The organism is Pectobacterium polaris, assembly GCF_002307355.1.
Lineage (GTDB): Bacteria > Pseudomonadota > Gammaproteobacteria > Enterobacterales > Enterobacteriaceae > Pectobacterium > Pectobacterium polare.
Map to the genome: position 1 here is coordinate 23,468 of NZ_CP017481.1, position 18,901 is coordinate 42,368.

At 53.0% G+C, this 18,901-nt stretch carries 17 protein-coding genes and 1 tRNA gene; 7 read left to right on the plus strand and 11 right to left on the minus strand.

Annotated elements, in window-relative coordinates; genetic code table 11:
- Positions 1-415: 415 nt before the first annotated feature.
- A tRNA-Thr gene (locus BJJ97_RS00105) sits at positions 416-491 on the minus strand.
- A 527-nt stretch (positions 492-1,018) separates the two neighbouring features.
- Here BJJ97_RS00105 and BJJ97_RS00115 point away from each other — a divergent pair.
- The gene (locus BJJ97_RS00115; protein ID WP_095992715.1) at positions 1,019-1,438 is read left to right on the plus strand and encodes a hypothetical protein; all 420 of its coding nucleotides are present in this window, start codon (positions 1,019-1,021) and stop codon (positions 1,436-1,438) included.
- A gap of 303 nt (positions 1,439-1,741) precedes the next feature.
- On the opposite strand, the gene proA is transcribed toward BJJ97_RS00115, so the two are convergent.
- From proA to crl, 3 genes are all read right to left on the minus strand, one after another.
- Positions 1,742-2,995, minus strand: coding sequence for a glutamate-5-semialdehyde dehydrogenase (proA, locus tag BJJ97_RS00120; RefSeq protein ID WP_095992716.1), 1,254 nt, complete (start codon positions 2,993-2,995; stop codon positions 1,742-1,744).
- 10 nt (positions 2,996-3,005) lie between these two features.
- Positions 3,006-4,109 (minus strand): glutamate 5-kinase, encoded by a 1,104-nt coding sequence (gene proB / locus BJJ97_RS00125; protein ID WP_005975751.1) that lies wholly within the window; start codon positions 4,107-4,109, stop codon positions 3,006-3,008.
- A gap of 123 nt (positions 4,110-4,232) precedes the next feature.
- Entirely contained in the window at positions 4,233-4,607 is a 375-nt protein-coding gene (gene crl / locus BJJ97_RS00130; protein WP_039486949.1) for a sigma factor-binding protein Crl, read from the minus strand.
- Between the two features lie 180 nt (positions 4,608-4,787).
- Here crl and BJJ97_RS00135 point away from each other — a divergent pair, with 180 nt between their 5' ends.
- Positions 4,788-5,123, plus strand: coding sequence for a 5-carboxymethyl-2-hydroxymuconate Delta-isomerase (locus BJJ97_RS00135; protein WP_095992717.1), 336 nt, complete (start codon positions 4,788-4,790; stop codon positions 5,121-5,123).
- A gap of 80 nt (positions 5,124-5,203) precedes the next feature.
- Here the strand turns inward: BJJ97_RS00135 and frsA are convergent, their stop codons facing one another.
- Both frsA and gpt read right to left on the minus strand, forming a co-directional pair.
- Entirely contained in the window at positions 5,204-6,451 is a 1,248-nt protein-coding gene (gene frsA / locus BJJ97_RS00140; RefSeq protein WP_095992718.1) for an esterase FrsA, read from the minus strand.
- A gap of 233 nt (positions 6,452-6,684) precedes the next feature.
- A complete protein-coding gene (gpt, locus tag BJJ97_RS00145) occupies positions 6,685-7,143 on the minus strand; it encodes a xanthine phosphoribosyltransferase (RefSeq protein ID WP_005975741.1) in 459 nt (152 codons plus the stop codon).
- A gap of 331 nt (positions 7,144-7,474) precedes the next feature.
- Here gpt and pepD point away from each other — a divergent pair, with 331 nt between their 5' ends.
- Positions 7,475-8,935: a beta-Ala-His dipeptidase gene (gene pepD, locus BJJ97_RS00150; RefSeq protein ID WP_095992719.1), complete on the plus strand. Its 1,461-nt coding sequence runs from the start codon at positions 7,475-7,477 to the stop codon at positions 8,933-8,935.
- 66 nt (positions 8,936-9,001) lie between these two features.
- On the opposite strand, the gene dinB is transcribed toward pepD, so the two are convergent.
- The gene (dinB, locus tag BJJ97_RS00155) at positions 9,002-10,060 is read right to left on the minus strand and encodes a DNA polymerase IV (RefSeq protein WP_095992720.1); all 1,059 of its coding nucleotides are present in this window, start codon (positions 10,058-10,060) and stop codon (positions 9,002-9,004) included.
- A gap of 75 nt (positions 10,061-10,135) precedes the next feature.
- The gene (locus BJJ97_RS00160; RefSeq protein ID WP_095992721.1) at positions 10,136-10,936 is read right to left on the minus strand and encodes a helix-turn-helix transcriptional regulator; all 801 of its coding nucleotides are present in this window, start codon (positions 10,934-10,936) and stop codon (positions 10,136-10,138) included.
- 252 nt (positions 10,937-11,188) lie between these two features.
- On the opposite strand from BJJ97_RS00160, the gene BJJ97_RS00165 reads away from it, so the two are divergent.
- Together BJJ97_RS00165 and dpaA are read left to right on the plus strand one after the other, a co-directional pair.
- Positions 11,189-11,959, plus strand: a complete 771-nt coding sequence (locus BJJ97_RS00165) for a class I SAM-dependent methyltransferase (RefSeq protein ID WP_264372098.1) — start codon at positions 11,189-11,191, stop codon at positions 11,957-11,959.
- 270 nt (positions 11,960-12,229) lie between these two features.
- Positions 12,230-12,964, plus strand: a complete 735-nt coding sequence (dpaA, locus tag BJJ97_RS00170) for a peptidoglycan meso-diaminopimelic acid protein amidase (RefSeq protein WP_095992723.1) — start codon at positions 12,230-12,232, stop codon at positions 12,962-12,964.
- Here dpaA and BJJ97_RS00175 read toward each other — a convergent pair.
- On the minus strand, positions 12,935-13,702 hold the full coding sequence (locus BJJ97_RS00175) for a class II glutamine amidotransferase (protein ID WP_039361094.1): 768 nt from the start codon (positions 13,700-13,702) through the stop codon (positions 12,935-12,937). The genes dpaA and BJJ97_RS00175 overlap by 30 nt on opposite strands.
- Before the next feature lie 49 nt (positions 13,703-13,751).
- Entirely contained in the window at positions 13,752-14,333 is a 582-nt protein-coding gene (lpcA, locus tag BJJ97_RS00180) for a D-sedoheptulose 7-phosphate isomerase (protein WP_005975726.1), read from the minus strand.
- 354 nt (positions 14,334-14,687) lie between these two features.
- Here lpcA and fadE point away from each other — a divergent pair, with 354 nt between their 5' ends.
- Together fadE and yajD are read left to right on the plus strand one after the other, a co-directional pair.
- Positions 14,688-17,135 carry an acyl-CoA dehydrogenase FadE gene (gene fadE, locus BJJ97_RS00185; RefSeq protein ID WP_095992724.1) on the plus strand — a complete coding sequence of 816 codons (2,448 nt, stop codon included), beginning with the start codon at positions 14,688-14,690 and terminating at the stop codon, positions 17,133-17,135.
- 98 nt (positions 17,136-17,233) lie between these two features.
- Positions 17,234-17,584 (plus strand): HNH nuclease YajD, encoded by a 351-nt coding sequence (gene yajD / locus BJJ97_RS00190; protein WP_010282592.1) that lies wholly within the window; start codon positions 17,234-17,236, stop codon positions 17,582-17,584.
- Between the two features lie 65 nt (positions 17,585-17,649).
- Here the strand turns inward: yajD and mtnK are convergent, their stop codons facing one another.
- Positions 17,650-18,852 (minus strand): S-methyl-5-thioribose kinase, encoded by a 1,203-nt coding sequence (gene mtnK / locus BJJ97_RS00195; RefSeq protein WP_095992725.1) that lies wholly within the window; start codon positions 18,850-18,852, stop codon positions 17,650-17,652.
- Between the last annotated feature and the right edge of the window lie 49 nt (positions 18,853-18,901).

Here is an 18,901-nt window from a genome sequence, read left to right on the forward strand (position 1 = left end):
TCGGAAACTAAAATCTTAACGCCTACAATTTCCGACGCCTAACCAGAAATATAATATCACTCACTGACAGCTTGTGTCAGATAGGGAAAATTATACCGCCACAGGAAAAATAATTGATCTGATGGCAATCAGCCAACGGGCATCGCAAGCACATACTAAATAGCTTTGCATAATAGCGCTACACTTGCGTGAGATGGCACCCCACCAGCGCTGGCTTTGAGCGATGAGAAGTGAAGCATCAATGTGCTAAGTTATTTAGACCGAACAGCGAATACCCCCATTGATACCCCCAACTCACCGTAGATTTCTGTGAACGTGAGTAGACGAGCAGAGACAATAAGGGCCGTGAAACCGCGTATTATAAGGGTTTAAAGGGTGTTTGAGTAGACTTAGGGAGACGTTAAAATAGGTAGGATGGTGCCGATAATAGGAGTCGAACCTACGACCTTCGCATTACGAATGCGCTGCTCTACCAACTGAGCTATATCGGCTTTGGGATCGTCGTGGCGAGAGCCAGACGTGAACTACGGGGTGACAAATTAGTGATAATGATACGTCAAGTCAAGCGTTTGCCGATCGTCTGCTGGTTTTATCAGCATCCACGCTGTTCTGATAATTTTCCGTACTAATAGCGTCATAGGCTATAGCTTTTCGGCTTAACGGACATGCATGCAGAGCATGTTTCCTATAGTCGCCCTCTTCTTCGGGTGAAGTACCAGAAAAACACGCCCTAATTATGTGAAAATTCAGTTTTATTTTCATATAAACATTCCTGCTTTATAAAAGGTGATATTTACAATAAAAATATCTTTTTACCTTTCCGATATAAATGCAATACATAACAAAACCCAAGTGTACAGTTTAGGATAATTCCCTATTCTTTTTATTTTCTATTTTGCTCTACTTAAATGACCAAGACGACAAGGAGGCGGTCTTAACATGAAGCTTTCAATAATACGTTGTCGACGGCAAGGTTATTGTTAGCGTAGTCATAAAGCGCTGTAAGAGGAAATAGACCATGAATATGAAACCACTGTTTTTAGGCTTAATTCTGGGAACCAGTTACATTGGCATGGTGGCAGCAAATGATCTGGATTCCGCCCGGGCGTCAGCAGAATCGGCCTTCAGTCACGATCGCACTGAAGCGAGAGAAAAAGCGTCAGAAGCGCGAACCAAGGCGCATGAGCATGAAGCCCAAGCACGGAAAAAAGCGAATGATTTCAAAGCCGATCTCAAATCAAGGGAACCAGAAGCCAGAGAGCGGGCAGACAAAGTCAAAGCTGATGTGAAATCCAGAGAATCCGAAGCCAGAAAAGACGCCGAAAAAGGCTGGGCCGACGTCAAATCTAAAGCGGATAGTTTTAACAACCGTGCGGAAAAGAATGCTCGTGAAACCGCCGACTCAATCCACTCTGCCGCAGAGAAGCATCAGCGTTAATGTGAAATAACGCGTTATTGTAATAGAGGATAAGTAATTATTACCCTTTATCCTCCGATAGCAAGACAGGTTATGTATTTGTGAAACGCCCACAAAGCATAGCCTGTTACTATTGGAGGATATTTTTCTTATGCGGTTATTTTATTGCGTTTCTATTGCTGTATTAAATTTTAAGTTAACTACATATAACACAGCAGAAAGTCACAGTTGGAATGAGATGTCTTATTTAGAAAATATCTGAAGTAAAAAGCGGAATAAAAATAACGCTGCGCATATCTTTCGATATACGCAGCCATTAAGTAATTAGGCGCGAATCAAATCGTCACCATAACCAATCCACTTATAGGTGGTCAGCGCTTCCAGTCCCATTGGGCCGCGCGCATGCAGTTTCTGGGTACTGACCGCCACTTCCGCACCCAGACCGAACTGGCCGCCGTCGGTGAAGCGCGTACTGGCGTTGACATACACCGCAGAGGAATCCACTTCACGCACGAAGCGTTCCGCATTGCTCAAGGAGCGCGTCAGAATCGCATCAGAGTGCTGTGTACCATGTTCGCGAATATGGGCAACCGCCGCATCCAGATCGTCCACCAGCGTAACGTTCAGGTCGTTAGAGAGCCATTCATCGTTATAGTTGGCTTCTTCCACCGCGACAACATTTGCCGGACCACCGGTCAGGTAAGCCATCGCCGAAGGGCTAGCGTGGAGCGTAACGCCTGCCGCCGCCATTTTCTTGCTCAGCGCTGGCAGGAAGCGGTCGGCAATCTGTTGATTGACCAGCAGCGTTTCCAGGCTGTTGCAGGCGCTAGGGCGCTGCACTTTGGCGCTTTCAATAACCGTCAGCGCCTTGTCGAAATCTATGCTGTCGTCAGCATAGATGTGACAAACGCCGATCCCCCCGGTGATAACCGGAATCGTCGATTGTTCACGACACAGCTTATGCAGACCTGCACCACCGCGCGGAATCAGCATATCCACGTAGCGATCCAGCTTCAGCAGTTGATTGACCAGCTCACGATCCGGGCTTTCAATCGCCTGCACCGCAGCGGCTGGCAGGCCGCACTGCGACAGCGCCTGCTGAATCACTTTTACCGTCGCCGCATTGGTGCGGTACGTCTCTTTTCCACCGCGTAGAATCACCGCGTTACCGGTTTTCAGGCACAGGGACGCCACATCAATGGTGACGTTTGGGCGCGCTTCATAAATCACACCGACCACGCCGAGGGGCACGCGGCGACGCTCCAGCTTAAGCCCGTTATCCAGCATGCTGCCGTCAATCACCTGCCCTACCGGATCGGTCAGGCGACAGACCTGACGCACATCGCTGGCAATCGCACTCAGTCTGTCCTGCGTTAAGAGCAGGCGATCCTGCAACGCCTCACTCATGCCATTTTGGCGCGCATCGGCTAAATCCAGCGCGTTAGCCGCCAGAATCGTCGCACTCTCGGCTTCCAGCAAATCTGCAATCGTCAGCAGCGCGCGGTCTTTTTGAGCCGTGCTCAAGACCGCCAGCTGATAAGAGGCCGCTTTTGCCGCTTTACCCATTTGTTCAAGCATCGCGAACTCCTTAATTAATAATCATGTCGTCGCGATGGATAGCCACCGGACCGTATTCGTAGCCAAGAATATCGGCAATCTGTTGAGAATGGTGTCCGGCAATCATACGCAGTGCATCGCTGTTATAGCGCGTCACGGCATGCGCCACATCGCGACCAGCCAGACTACGCACGCGGATCACTTCACCACGAGAGAAGTTCCCTTCTACGGTGCGGATGCCTTTAGGCAACAGCGAACTGCCCCGTTCGAGGATCGCCGAGAGCGCGCCATCGTCGACGGTGATTTCCCCCGCTGGTGGAGCACCGAAAATCCAGTGTTTGCGGCTTTCCAGTGGCGCATCGAGTGCATGAAAACGCGTTCCGACGGAGATGTCGGCAATCACATCGCCGATCACACCGGGTTTGCTGCCTGCGGCAATCACCACGTCGATACCGGCGCGGCAGGCCACATCGGCAGCCTGCAATTTGGTCGACATACCACCCGTTCCGAGGCCAGACACGCTATCGCCCGCAATGCTGCGCAGCGCATCGTTGATGCCGGTGACTTCACGGATCAGCTCCGCATCGGGGTTATTGCGCGGATCGGCGGTAAACAGCCCAGCCTGATCGGTCAACAGCAGCAGCTTATCTGCATCGGCCAGAATCGCCGCCAGCGCAGACAGGTTGTCGTTGTCACCGACCTTGATCTCGGCGGTCGCAACGGCGTCGTTTTCATTAATGACCGGGACGATATTGTTATCCAGCAGCGCTCGCATGGTGTCGCGAGCGTTGAGGAAACGCTCACGATCTTCCATATCCGCACGCGTCAGCAGCATCTGCCCGACATGGATACCGTAGATGGAAAACAGCTGTTCCCACAGTTGAATCAGGCGACTTTGACCCACGGCGGCCAGCAGTTGTTTGGTCGCAATCGTGGCCGGGAGTTCGGGATAACCCAAATGTTCACGCCCGGCAGCAATCGCCCCAGAGGTAACAATAACAATCCGATGCCCTGCCGCATGTTGCTGCGCACACTGGCGCACCAGTTCAACAATGTGGGCGCGGTTAAGACGGCGCGAACCGCCGGTTAGCACGCTGGTGCCCAGTTTCACAACCAAAGTCTGGCTGCCGCTCATAATTTTTCTGCCGTTGAATGTCAAAAAATAAGAATAAGGAAAACGTTGTAGCAGGACAGACGCGTTATGCCAACAGGCACAACGCGAAAACCTGCGAATAAATCGGGGATCGTCAGGGAAGTATCACGGTCGAGCGACGAGGGTACAGGCGGGTTCCAGCGCGTTAACTTGCTTTTCCAATCGAACATGGAAAGCCTTTCTGGCATTTTCCACCTGTTCCATCACGGCTTTGTCCTTGATTTTTTCCTCACGCCAGTTGCCTTGTTTATCAAACAAACCGTAGTGATACTCATAGGCAAAACCTGTGCCGGTATCTTCCAAATTCAGCCACCAGCCCCAGAATTCCCGCTGTTCTGGCGCAGGCTTGATGTTGACACAGACCGCCAGGCAATCAAAGAAGAACGCGGTATCCTCGCACTGCGCTTCACGGATATAAGGCCCCAACGACGTAAAGTTTTTCATGAGTCGGCTTTTGGGGTGTCCACTCGGTAACATCATCTACGATCTCCTCTGGTTGAACATTCTTTTTAGCAGAGAATGGCAATTTATCAACCACCTGCATAACAACTTACGTCTCCACTTTGTCCGCGCAGGCTTTCCTGAAAAAGCATTGCCGATCGACACGGGGTATTTAATACTCTGGTCTCTTCGTTTTCGTTTATTGAGAAGTGACACCTTATGCCACATTGTATCGCCGAACATTCCTCAGACATTGATATCAATGCCCTACTTCCTGCGATCTATCGCGGTGCGCTCGAATCCGGTTTGTTTGCCAGTGACGGCAGTGATATCAAAGTCAGATCCCTCGCTTACGATAACTACACGACAGGTGGTGAACGAGCCAGCTTTATTCATGTGGCAATCAAGATACTGTCAGGGCGGACGGGAGAGCAGAAAAGCAGTCTCTCCAATCTGGTACTTCAGAAGATTGAAGCGCTGGGATTGAAGAATCTGTCAGTGACGGTTGAAGTGGTTGATATGGACAGGCTTTGCTACGCCAAAAAGATCCTGTGATCGACGGTGTTCGTCTGGCAGGAACAGCGGCCTGTGTAGCGAAGATTCGCCTGCACAGACCGTGCGTTACGCCCGCTTTTCTACACTTTATCCTGCAACCATCCGCTGATTTGCTGTAGTGCGCGGTGGAAGTTCTGGTACACCGGCGAGAAATTAACCGGCAGCAGTTTCCCTTGTGCGGATGAATTCACAATCAGGCTGGCCTCTTCTTTCGGGCAAAGCGGATCGTTATCCCAGTAGCCTGCCAGCATCGGCGTCGGGCAGCGGCGCCCTAACAGCCCCTGCGTTTTCAGCGAATAGCGCCCCAGCTCGGTTTTCAGCGAGGTATCCGTCGAGAACGGCATACCCAGCCGACTCGCCAGTACATCCATAAACATATCCGGCACCTGCTGCTGACGATTCGGATCGCTTAACAGGTGATGCACTACGGGGCCAAGACAGGCCACGCCGCGTAAGCGTTGCGATTCCAGATACGCCAGCCGAACAGCAATATTGGCACCAAAGCGGAAACCAAACGCCACAACGCGGGTGTGATCGACCCACGGGACATCCGGCAGCGCGCGCAAGACCTGCTGATGCAGGAAACTGGAATCCTGAGTCAGCTTCCAGCGGGAAGAAAATCCAACGGAGGGAACATCAATCGTCAGCATTGCCATGCCCGCTGGCGCAAAATAGTCCTGAAACAGGCGATGATAATCGCTCTGCAACATTTCCAGGCTGCCGCACATAAGCACCGTTGGGAAAGGCGCTTTCGCCTGCGCTGGCATATGCAGAAAACCGGTCAGCGTCCCGCCGCCCGTAATCGGGAAGGCCAGTTCTTTGAGTTCATAAGGCAGGTACTTAGCGGCTTCTTCATAGGCGCGGTTTGCCAGCGTTTGCGCCTGTTCCGCCAGCTCATCGCCTTTAATATGCGGATAGGCAGCAATGCTGTAGAGGTTGGCAGCATTCAACCAGAGTTGCCCAGTTTGTGCATCCTCTTCGCTCTCGAGCGCCCGCTGCTGCCAGTCTGCGCCCTGCTTCGCCCATTCATAAATCCAGTTACCGCCTCGGTAGCCGATCACCGTATCAAGCAGTTGCTCGTTGCTTCTGTCGGCCTTACTGGCAGCGATGCGCGACAGCACATCTTCGATTTCCCACGGGTCGACACCACGCCAAATCCACATCAGCCGGTTAATCAACCGATACCAACTGCGGGTCTTCTCCCCTTCCAGCGTAGAATGCAGCCCCTGCACATCCGGGCTATTCCGCGCACGCCTGACCAACGTCGAGGTTTCTGGATGTTTAAAGGATGGTTTGAATAGCGTTTCAGACAGGTTAGCTTGCGCCACAGCAGCCTCCGTTAATGTAAACCGCTGTTAGCGGACATCAGACGACTTCTTCGTCACCTGTTAAAGTGTAACGAACTCAGGCCAGAGAAGACAAATATCAACGGCAGAAACACACGATCGGATCAAATCCTGTGGCAGAAATTACGAGGGATAAGAAGCAATAATCATCAAAAACAACAATGCCCGGCTAAACCGAGCATTGGGGGAAATCGATGATGATTATCGCTGGGTGATTAACGGCCAGACAAAGGCGGAACAAACACCACGCCCATATCCCACGGCTGTTCAATCCAGGTATCCTGTGGAATATCAATCACGTAGTCATCGACCAGCGGTTGACCAGCAGGTTTGGCGAAAATGGTCACAAAGTGCGCTTTCGGGTACATATCACGAATCGCCTTCGCCGTACCGCCAGTATCAACCAGATCGTCAACTACGATGAATCCTTCGCCATCTCCCTCGGCACGCTTGATGACTTTCATTTCGCGTTGGTTGTCATGGTCATAACTGGAGATGCAAACGGTATCAACGTGACGAATGCCCAGCTCACGCGCTAACAGCGCGCCAGGAACCAGACCACCACGACTAACAGCAATGATGCCTTTCCATTGATCGGCAGGCAGTAAACGCTGTGCCAGTTTACGGGCATGAATTTGCAACATATCCCAGGTTACGACGTACTTTTCGCTCATAAAATATATCCCAGCCGAATAAAAAACGGCTTAAGTTGAGTCTGAGGGGGGAAAAAGGTTGCGCGAGATTATAGATAGCCAACAACATAAAAACCAGTTTTTCTCAACGTGAGAATCGAGTTTTTCCTGACAACCTGCGCCCTGCCGGGCCCATTGGTTCATATTGCAGCAGGAAAAGTAAGACGGGACTGACGGCAATTCCCCTGCTTTGATGGAAAATGATATTCTGCGTTGACGCGCCATGTTCCGTGGCTAACCGCGATTGATTTTTAACCTGTAGCGCCTGCACGCCAGAGTGCGAAGATAGGTGGCTAAAAAGGAGACTCAAATAGTGTCTGAATTATCTCAACTTTCCCCCCAGCCTCTGTGGGATATTTTCGCTAAGATCTGTTCTATTCCGCACCCTTCTTATCATGAAGAAGCGCTGGCCGAGCACATTCTGGAATGGGCTAAAGAAAAAGGCATCTATACCGAGCGCGATCAGGTCGGCAATATTCTGCTGCGCAAAGCGGCAACCGCAGGTATGGAAAATCGCAAACCTGTCGTGTTGCAGGCGCATCTGGACATGGTGCCGCAGAAAAACAACGACACCGTACACGATTTCACTACCGATCCGATCCAACCTTATGTTGACGGTGAGTGGCTGAAAGCACGCGGCACCACGCTAGGCGCGGATAACGGCATCGGTATGGCTTCTGCGCTGGCGGTGCTGGCCGATCCAAGCGTCGAGCACGGTCCGCTGGAAGTGCTGCTGACCATGACGGAAGAAGCCGGTATGGATGGCGCGTTTGGCCTGCAACCTAACTGGCTTCAGGGCGAAATCCTGATCAATACCGATTCGGAAGAAGAAGGTGAGATCTACATGGGTTGCGCTGGCGGTATTGATTTTATCACCCGCCTGCCGCTGGTGCGCGAACTGCCACCTGCCGGTTACCACACGCTGAAGCTGACGATTAAGGGGCTGAAAGGCGGCCACTCTGGCGGTGACATTCATCTGGGGCTGGGCAACGCCAACAAGCTGCTGGCACGTTTCCTGTTCGAGCAGGCGAAAGCGCTGGATATCCGCATTCTCGATCTGAACGGCGGGACGCTGCGTAACGCGATTCCGCGTGAAGCCTTCGCCACGCTGTCACTGCCTGCCGCTAACGTCGAGCAGTTGAAAGCGCTGAGCCAGGACTATCTGGCCGTGCTGAAAAATGAGCTGTCCGCCGTTGAGAAAAACGTGACCGTGCTGGTGGAAGCCAGCGACAGCAACGAGCACCCGCTGACGCAGGACAGCCGCGATCGCCTGCTGGCACTGCTCAATGCCACGCCAAACGGCGTGATCCGCATGAGCGACGAAGTCAAAGGCGTGGTGGAAACGTCGCTGAACCTCGGCGTTGTTACGATGGAAGACGACCATGCAGAAATTATCTGCCTGATTCGTTCGCTGATCGACAGCGGTAAAGACGCCGTCGTTGGTACGCTGACGGCGCTGGGCCAGTTGGCTGGCGCGAAAACGTCACCGAAAGGTGGCTACCCAGGCTGGCAGCCGGATGCACATTCACCGGTCATGGCGCTGGTACGCGAAACGTATCAGAAGCTGTTCAACAAGACGCCAAACATCATGGTGATTCACGCGGGTCTGGAATGCGGTCTGTTCAAGAAACCGTACCCAGACATGGATATGGTTTCCATCGGGCCGACCATCACCGGGCCACACTCGCCGGATGAGCAAGTGCATATCGGCAGCGTCGATCTGTACTGGAAATTGCTGACAGCGCTGCTGAAAGCGATTCCGCCACGCGCGTAATCACGTAGTCGTAAAAATCAGGGCGGCGTAGAGACGTCGCCCTTTTTTATCCTCAACTCAACAGCCTTATCCCCAATCAAACACTAGCTGTCGCTCAATTTGCGGGTCGAGCAGCGTCACATGTAGCCCAACCAGCCGGACGCCTCTGGATTTACGCCGCTCCTGCCAGGTTTGTTGCGCGATCTTCAACAGATCTTGTTTATTCAGCACCGGCCACACATGCTCCTGCGTCGTTTGCTGAAAATCATCAAATTTGAGTTTGACGCCCTGACGCGCAATATGCAGATCGGGTTTCACCCGTTTCAGGCGGACTTCCAGCTCCTCATAAAGCTCTTCGATCAGGTTTTCACACTGTTCCCAGTCGTGAATATCCTGCGCCAGCGTCTTTTCCACGCCAACCGACTTCCTCAACCGATCGGGTGAAATCCGTCGCTCATCAATCCCCTGACATCGCTCCCACAGCACGCGGCCAAATTTGCCGAACTCTTTAAGCAGATCCGCCAGCGCATACACCCGAACATCCGCGCAGGTGTGCAGGCCACGCTCTTCCAGCCGTTTTGCGGTCACCTTCCCAACGCCAGGGATCTTCTCCAGCGGCAGCGCCAGCAGGAAATCATCCACCTGCTCCGGTGTAATCACATATTGTCCATTCGGCTTATTTAACTCAGAGGCGATCTTCGCCAGAAATTTGATCGGCGCAATCCCCGCCGAGGCGGTCAGATTCAGTTCATCCGCGATGGTTCGACGGATGTCTTCGGCGATGCGCGTCGCCGAACCGTTGCACTGCGGGCTATCGGTGACATCCAGATAGGCTTCATCCAGAGAAAGGGGTTCGATCAGCGACGTGTAGCGGGAGAAGATCTCGCGGATTTGGCGCGAGGTGGATTTATACACCTCCATGCGCCCCGGCAACAACGTGAGGTGTGGACACAGGCGTAAGGCGGTTGCCGTTGCCATTGCGCTGCGGACACCGTAGCGTCGGGCAGGATAGTTAGCGGTGCTGATGACGCCACGGCGATCGGCACTCCCACCAATTGCCAGAGGAATATCGCGCAGGCGCGGGTTATCACGCATCTCAATTGCTGCGTAGAAGCAGTCCATATCAACATGAATGATTTTGCGCATACTGGCCCTCTGACAACACTGTATGAATATACAGATCAAAGTCAGTATAGACAAGCTGCGCGATGCCTGCCGCGTTTACTGGGCGATCAGCATCACCAGCTTAAATTCGCTCTGCACGGCAGGGTGGAAAGTCTGTTGATGATAGGCAATATCGCCAAGCGAAGGATGGTGGAAACGTCGCTCGCCGCCTTCACGCGCGGTTACCGCCTGCTGTGACCACCAGAGATTAAACTCACGGCTTTCTTCACACAGCGACATCACGATTTGCCGAACGGCGTCAGTCGGGGCGTAATGGCTTGATTCAGCCCGAAATTCCGCCACCACCCGCTTAGCTCGTTCCGGCCAATTGACCACTAGCGATCGGGCCAGCGGATTCAAGAACATGAAACGCAGCAGGTTCGGCTCGGGATCGTGTCCTAGCCATCCGGCAAACAGCTGTTCCGACGGTGCATTCCACGCCAGCATATTCCAACTGCCATCCAGAAGATACGCAGGACAAGTAATGTGATGCAGGCTAGCGGCAACCTGCGCATCCGGCGACGCTGCCCTACTCTGCTTCTGAGGATCCTTCACGCCAGCAAGGCTAAAAAGATAATCGTGCTCTGCGGGTTCTAGTTTTAATGCCTGCGATACGCGGAGCAGCGCCGATGCCGAAGCGGATACATCGCGTCCTTGCTCAAGCCAGGTATACCAGGTGGTGCTGATGCGGGCGATTTGCGCCAGCTCTTCGCGACGTAGCCCGCTGGTGCGCCGCCGTCCAGAGGCTGGCAAGCCGACCATTTCCGGCGTAGTCCGCTCACGCAGCGCCCGTAAGAAAGCCCCCAGCGCTTTTGGGCCGCTCAGAGAATTGGCAGGTATAAACGAATGTGCAGACATAGCCAGGTGTCCTTTTCATCTTGCTCGTCAAGGCGAGCTCGAGACGACAACAACATGAGTGAAAGAGGTGTTAATCAAACAGGGAGTATTTTATACCCGTATAAATGCTCATATTGTACCCGTATTTTTCCCTGACTATAGTGTTCTTAGACCAAGGATAGTGTTCTCAGACCGACGTCTTCTTTAGTGGCTGGCGCGCCGCCGTTTAACCCATGATGAAACGAAAGCAATTCAGATAAAGCGAGAGCAATGATGGAAGAAAAACAGAACCATAATCATCGCGTCGAACACCAGTTCGGCTCACAGGCGCAGAATTACCTGACCAGTGCGGTGCATGCGCAGGGCAAAGATTTAACCCAGTTGGCTGCTTTATTAGCGCCCTTTCCGCAGGCGCGCGTGATCGACCTCGGCTGCGGTGCCGGACATGCCAGCTTTGTCGCTGCACAAGCCGTCGCGGAGGTTATCGCCTACGATTTGTCTTCCCAAATGCTGGACGTGGTGAGTCAGGCTGCCGCAGAAAAAGGACTGAATAACATCCGCGTTCAGCAAGGCGTAGCCGAGTCTTTACCGTTCGAGGATAGCAGCGCAGATATCATCATCAGCCGTTACTCTGCGCATCACTGGCATGATGTCGGACAGGCGTTACGTGAAATGCGGCGCGTCCTGAAACCGGGTGGGCGCGTGATCATGATGGATGTCGTTTCGCCCGGTCATCCACTGCTGGACAGCTATTTGCAGACGGTAGAGAAGCTGCGCGACACTTCACACGTGCGCAATTACGCGCCGGGCGAATGGCTGAGCCTGTTTACCGACGCTGGGTTTATCGTGCGTAACGTCACCAGTGACAGGCTAACGCTGGAGTTCAGCAGTTGGATCGCACGTATGCGCACACCAGAACATTTCGCTGTCGCGATTCGTGAACTGCAAAAAACATTGCCGGACGAGGTGGCACAGCATTTTGACGTACAGGCAGACGGTTCCTTTGTCACCGACATTATGATGATAGAAGCCACCCGCGCCTGATACGCTTTTCCCGCAATTAACGACCTCAAAACGATCTCAAATTGGACGGCCCGCATTCTTTCGGGTCGTTTTTTGTAAATGTTATTTTTTAGCGCTTTTCAACGCTTGATTAATATGAAACCAATGATAATGTGATTTCGTTTTCGTCGTTACCTATTCGCCGACGAAATAGATACCGATAACGGTTGTTCCAACGCTTTCTCGCTAAACGAATGGAGAACGCGATGCGGATGCCGCATATAGCAGGCAATTTTATTATCAGGAACCATAATGCAAAAAATCGCGCTGTCGTTTGCGATGTTGTTTTTTTTGCCTTCTCTTGTTGTTACCAGCGCCGCCAGCGAGACCGCACCGCCGCTAGCGCCGATAGCAAAAGAATTAAAACAGCAATTATTAGGCTCTCCGATCTATATTCAGATCTTTAAAGAAGAGCGGATATTCGAACTTTATGCGAAAGTCGGTAACGAATATCGTTTATTGGAACAATACCCCATCTGTAAATATTCGGGTGGATTAGGGCCAAAACGCGTTGAAGGCGATTTAAAAAGCCCGGAAGGTTTCTATCAGGTTGACCTGCGTCAGCTCAAGCCAGACAGCCAATATTATCGCGCGATCAATATCGGCTTCCCCAACGACTATGATAAATCACAGGGATATTCTGGTCGCTATTTGATGATCCACGGCGAATGTGTGTCGATTGGCTGCTATGCCATGACCAACACCTATATGGATGAGATTTATCGCTATGCCGAAGCCGCATTACGTAACGGGCAAGCGAAGATTGATATCGCCATCTACCCGTTCCGTATGACGGAACAGAACATGCAGCGCCACCGTAATTCCACCTACGCCAGCTTCTGGAAACAGCTTCAGCCGGGGTACACCTATTTTAATCAGCACAATCAGCCACCGGCCGTCACGGTGTTTAACGGGCAATACGTCGTTAACCCACCGTTGATGACTAGCCAGCCGGCCTTAAAGTATGCGCTCGCCGAAACAAAATAGAACGAATTCACCTGGCATAATCTGATGCCAGGTTTCGTTGCCCGTTAGCGGCTGCGTCGCCAGCACGGTGACGACATCATTGGGTGTCGTCTGCTGCTGAAAATCAATCTCTACATCCTGATCCAACAGCGTCGCTTTACCAAACGGCGCGCGGCGAGTAATCCAGTAGAGTTTGGTTGAGCAATACCCCATCACAAAGCGCCCGTCCGACAGCAGCATGTTAAACACGCCTTTCTCCCGCAAGACATCTGCCTGTTTGGCGATATAGCGGAATACCGCTGGCCAGTTACCCGGCGTGCGCGGGTAGCGCTCAGCCAGTTGGGACAGCAGCCAGCAGAAAGCAAATTCGCTGTCCGTCTGGCCAACAGGGCGAAACATGCCCGTTTTCAGGGTGTTGTAACCTTTTAGTTGCCCGTTGTGGGCGTACGTCCAGTTCCGCCCCCACAGCTCGCGCGTAAAGGGATGGGTATTTTCCAGCGACACTGCGCCGCGATTCGCCTGTCGAATATGTGAAACCACTGCACACGATTTGATAGGGTAATCCTGTACCAATCGCGCAATCGGCGAATTATAGCTTGGCAGTGGATCTTTGAACGTACGACAGCCGTTCCCTTCATAAAAGGTAATGCCCCAGCCATCCCGATGCGGTCCGGTTTTCCCACCGCGCTGTATCAGCCCGGTAAAGCTAAAGCAGATATCCGTCGGTACATTCGCGCTCATCCCCAGCAGTTCACACATCTGACTTTCTACCCTTCCCTTCTTGCCCTTTTAGAGCGTATTAAGCGGCTTACTGATCCGCCATCTCTTTTTCAATCAGTTGAATCAGGATGTGAATCGCTTTGATATGGATTTCCTGAATACGGTCAGCATAGCCAAAGTGAGGAACACGAATTTCCACGTCGGCTGAACCCGCCATTTTACCGCCGTCTTTCCCAGTCAGCGTAATGACTTTCATACCTTTCGCTTTTGCTGCGGCAATGGCTTTAATAATGTTGCCGGAGTTGCCCGACGTGGAAATCCCCAGCAGCACATCGCCTTCACGCCCTAGCGATTCAACATAGCGAGAGAAGACAAAATCATAGCCAAAATCGTTACTGACGCAGGACAGGTGGCTTGGATCGGAAATCGCAATCGCCGGATAGCCTGGACGGTTCTCACGGTAGCGGCCCGTCAGCTCTTCGGCAAAGTGCATAGCATCACAGTGTGAACCACCGTTACCGCAGGAGATCACTTTACCGCCTGCTTTAAACGCGTTAGCCAGCAGCACCGCAGCATTTTGAATCGATTGAATGTTCGCATCATCACTCAAGAAATTATTCAGTGTTTCTGCTGCTTCTTTCAGTTCACTACGGATTAAATCCTGATACATGGAATCCTCTCATTTTGTCTGGTGACAACATTCTATTCTCTACTGTCCAGCAGTGTAGCGGATCGTACCAACAGCGAGAAGCGCGTAATCACGGGATTGAGAGGATCGCTGATGCCCGTCAGAAAACGCACGACTGCCGCTCGGTTTGTGAAGTGAGTTGTAATTATGATGTAAACGAATTGATAAAAATAATCAGATAAACTACAACCAATATAAGCAACAGGTCAGACCTCTTACGATATTGACCTACTACGCCTTATTTCACTGATGACACGGTTCTCGCTTTCCACTACCACGCAACGCTTGATGGAAAGGTGAAAGTCCTCAATTCGATCACAATGCTGGAGACACGTTATGGTTGCTGTCAGTATCCTCCTCCTACTGATTATCATCGGAGCGATGTTTTACCATCGGCTCAGTCTGCTGCTCGGCAGCGCCATCCTGCTGGCCTACTTTGCAGCCATGTCCGCCATGTTACTGTGGCCCGTCTGGCTGATGATTCCGCTCGTGATTCTGCTGATTCCGATTACGGTTCCCTCTCTGCGTCAAAAGCTGGTTTCCGCTTCCGCGCTGCGCATGTTCCAGAAGGTCATGCCGCCGATGTCGAACACGGAGAAAGAAGCGATTGATGCTGGGACAACCTGGTGGGAAGGCGACCTGTTTCGCGGCGCGCCAGACTGGAAAAAGCTGCATAACTACCCGCGCCCGCAGTTGACCGCCGAAGAGCAGGCCTTTATCGACGGGCCGGTTGCTGAAGCCTGCCGAATGGCAAACGACTTTGAAATCACCCACGAACGCGCTGATATCCCGCCAGAACTGTGGGAATATTTAAAAGAACATCGCTTCTTCGCCATGATCATCAAGAAGCAGTACGGCGGGCTGGAATTCTCTGCTTATGCACAGGCGCAGGTGCTGCAAAAACTGGCGGGTGTCTCCAGTATTGTGGCGATCACCGTCGGCGTCCCTAACTCACTCGGCCCCGGCGAACTACTGCAACATTACGGGACAGAAGCGCAAAAAGATCACTACTTGCCACGTCTGGCACGCGGTCAGGAAGTCCCCTGCTTTGCGCTGACCAGCCCGGAAGCGGGTTCGGATGCAGGTTCGATTCCCGATACGGGTATTGTCTGCTACGGCAACTGGCACGGCGAACAGGTCGTGGGCATGCGCCTGACCTGGAATAAACGCTATATCACACTCGCACCGGTCGCCACCGTGCTGGGACTGGCCTTTAAGCTGTACGATCCTGATCATTTGTTAGGCGATCAAGACGACGTAGGCATTACCTGTGCGTTGATTCCGACGGACACCGACGGCGTTAAAATCGGTCGCCGCCATTTCCCACTGAACGTGCCGTTCCAGAACGGCCCGACGCAGGGTGAGAACATTTTTGTTCCGCTGGATTACATCATCGGCGGTGCGAAGATGGCGGGTCAGGGCTGGCGTATGCTGATGGAGTGTCTGTCGGTCGGGCGCGGTATTACGCTGCCGTCTAACTCTACCGGTGGGCTGAAATCTATTGCCCTCGGCATCGGTGCTTACGCGCACATTCGCCGCCAGTTCAAAATCTCCATCGGTAAGATGGAAGGTATCGAAGAACCGCTGGCACGCATCGCGGGTAACGCTTACGTGATGGACGCCGCCGCAACGCTGATTACCAGCGGCATCATGCAGGGTGAAAAACCGGCGGTGCTCTCCGCGATCGTCAAATATCACTGTACCCACCGTGGTCAGCGCAGCGTGCTGGATGCGATGGATATCGCCGGCGGTAAAGGTATCTGTCTTGGCCCATCCAACTTCCTGGCACGCAGCTATCAGGGCGCACCGATTGCGATTACCGTGGAAGGGGCGAATATCCTGACGCGCAGTATGATCATCTTCGGGCAAGGCGCCATCCGCTGTCACCCTTATGTGCTGGAAGAGATGGCAGCCGCGCAGGAGAACGACGTATCACGCTTTGACCGTTCGCTGGTGGGTCACATCGGTCACGTCGGCAGCAACACAGTGCGCAGCTTCTGGCTTGGGTTGACCAACGGCCGCCTAAGCAGTGCGCCGGTGAACGACAAAACACGTCGCTACTATCAGCAGCTCAACCGACTCAGCGCGAATCTGGCCCTGCTGGCGGATGTGTCGATGGCGGTATTGGGTGGCAGCCTGAAACGTCGCGAGCGTATCTCTGCGCGTCTGGGGGATATTCTCAGCCAGCTCTATTTAGCTTCCGCGACGCTGAAACGCTATGAGGACGAAGGGCGTCAGAAAGCGGATTTACCGCTGGTGCACTGGGGCGTGCAGGACAGTCTGCATCAGGCCGAGCAGGCGCTGGACGATCTGCTGCGCAACTTCCCGAACCGTGCCGTCGCAGGACTGCTGACCTTTATCATCTTCCCGCTGGGTCTGCGCTGCGCTGCGCCGTCTGACCGCCTCGATCATGAAGTCGCGAAGATTCTGCAAACGCCGTCAGAAACGCGCAGCCGTCTGGGACGCGGCCAATATCTGGTTGCCAGCGAGCACAACCCTGTCGGGCTGCTGGAAGAGGCGCTGTTGGATATCATCGCCGCCGAGCCGATTTACCAACGCCTGTCGAAGGCCAGCGACAAAGCGCTGCCATTCATGCGATTGGATCAGTTGGCAGAGCAGGCGCTGGTAGAAGGTCAGATTACCGCAGAAGAAGCGGATATTCTGACCAAAGCCGAAGCCAACCGCTTACGTTCAATCAACGTGGATGACTTTGCGTTCGACGCACTGGCCGCCAACAAGCCTGCGCCCGTAGCGCAACCGGAAAGAAAAACCGAAGCAGCATAAACAGAATCAGGCCGCCAATATGGCGGCCTGTTCTTTCTTTTAGACGCACATCAGTTGTAAAATCTACGGCATCTTTCCTTCTGAATGAAACCCGACACATGGCTTACATCCCCAAGAACTACGCCAGACTTGAAAGCGGCTACCGCGAAAAAGCGCTCAAACTTTTCCCGTGGGTATGTGGTCGTTGTTCACGCGAATTCGTCTATTCCAACCTGCGTGAATTAACCGTTCACCACATCGATCACGATCACAGCAATAACCCGGAAGATGGTAGTAACTGGGAAATGCTGTGCCTCTACTGCCACGACCATGAGCATTCGAAATATACCGATGCGGATATGTACGGATCGACCGTCGTTGCAGGTGAAGATGCGCAGAAGGATGTCGGGGTTGCCACCCATAATCCTTTCGCGAATTTGCAGGCCATGATGAATAAAGGGAAGAAATAATCGGTTTGCCGCTCCCATCAGATTCTATGACGGGAGCGGTTATAAAATAGCGTGGCTAACGACGACTAAGCACCGCTCTGTCGTACACGCGCCAGCAATGCATCCACATCCGCAATATGCGGAGCCGCCAGCACTAACGTTCTGCCCAGCGAAATAGCATGACGCTGACACGCTAAACGCGCTTCCGTCTCCTGAATGCCGTCCAGATCGGCGACGTGCGCCAGCCCAATCGTGCGGCGAATCAGTTCGGTGCCGCAGTAACCAACGACATCCCGCCAAACCTGCTGTAAAAACAGCGCGGCATAACCTGATTCCGCCAGCGCAGGATCGCGGCTTTCATTTTCGCTCAATGCCAGAAAACGTGCGGAAAAGGTCTGCCATAGCGTACGGATATCTTCCAGACGTCGTTCGCGCCCCGCCGCCGCTTCGCGCGGTGCCAACAGCCCCGGCAGGCCGCAATAATTCAGCAGCAGATTACCGATTGCCGTGCCGACATCAAAACCAATCGGCCCGTAAAAACCGAATTCAGCATCAATCGCTTTTAAGCGCCCTTCTGCCACAAAGATCGATCCACTGTGGATATCGCCGTGCAGCAGCGCCTCAGCTTTGCTCAGGAAACCGTGTTTTAGTCCGGCAACCGCCAGCTTCAGCGCCCGATCGTCACGCAATGCCTGCACATCCGGCGTCAGCGCAGCGTCAAACTGGTTTCTTTCATGATCGATATAAGGGTCGGTAAAGAAAAGATCTTCGGTAATCTGGCACAGTTCAGGGTTGGTGAACTGGCTTACCGCCGCTTTCTTCTCATGCGGATGCTGATGAAAATCAGAGGTATGGAATAACGTCTGCGCCAGATACTCTCCCAGCTGTGCCGCCGCCTGAGGATAATCCGCACCGTTAACCAACTCGCTGCGCCAAATACGATGATCGGAGAGATCTTCCTGCACCATCACCGCCAGTTCAGGATCGTGATAGAGCACGGTCACGGTATGCTGCGGACAAAACCGCGCGTGCGTCAGCAACGTTTCGGCTTCAATGCGGGCGCGGTCCAGCGTCAGCGGCCAGGATTCCCCGACGCAGCGCACATAGGGCAGCGCCTGTTTGACGATTACCCGACTAACGCCCGCTTCATCTTTAATTTTAAACACCAGATTCAGATTGCCATCGCCGATCTCTTCTGCGGCTACCAGCGTGTGCGGCTGACTGACACCGCCGTACTGGCGGGCATATTCAACAGCGTCATCCGCCGTAAAAGTGCGGTAAAGTGACATTCCAACCCCTCGCTATTCTGAAATCAAACTTATTCTGGAATTAAAAACA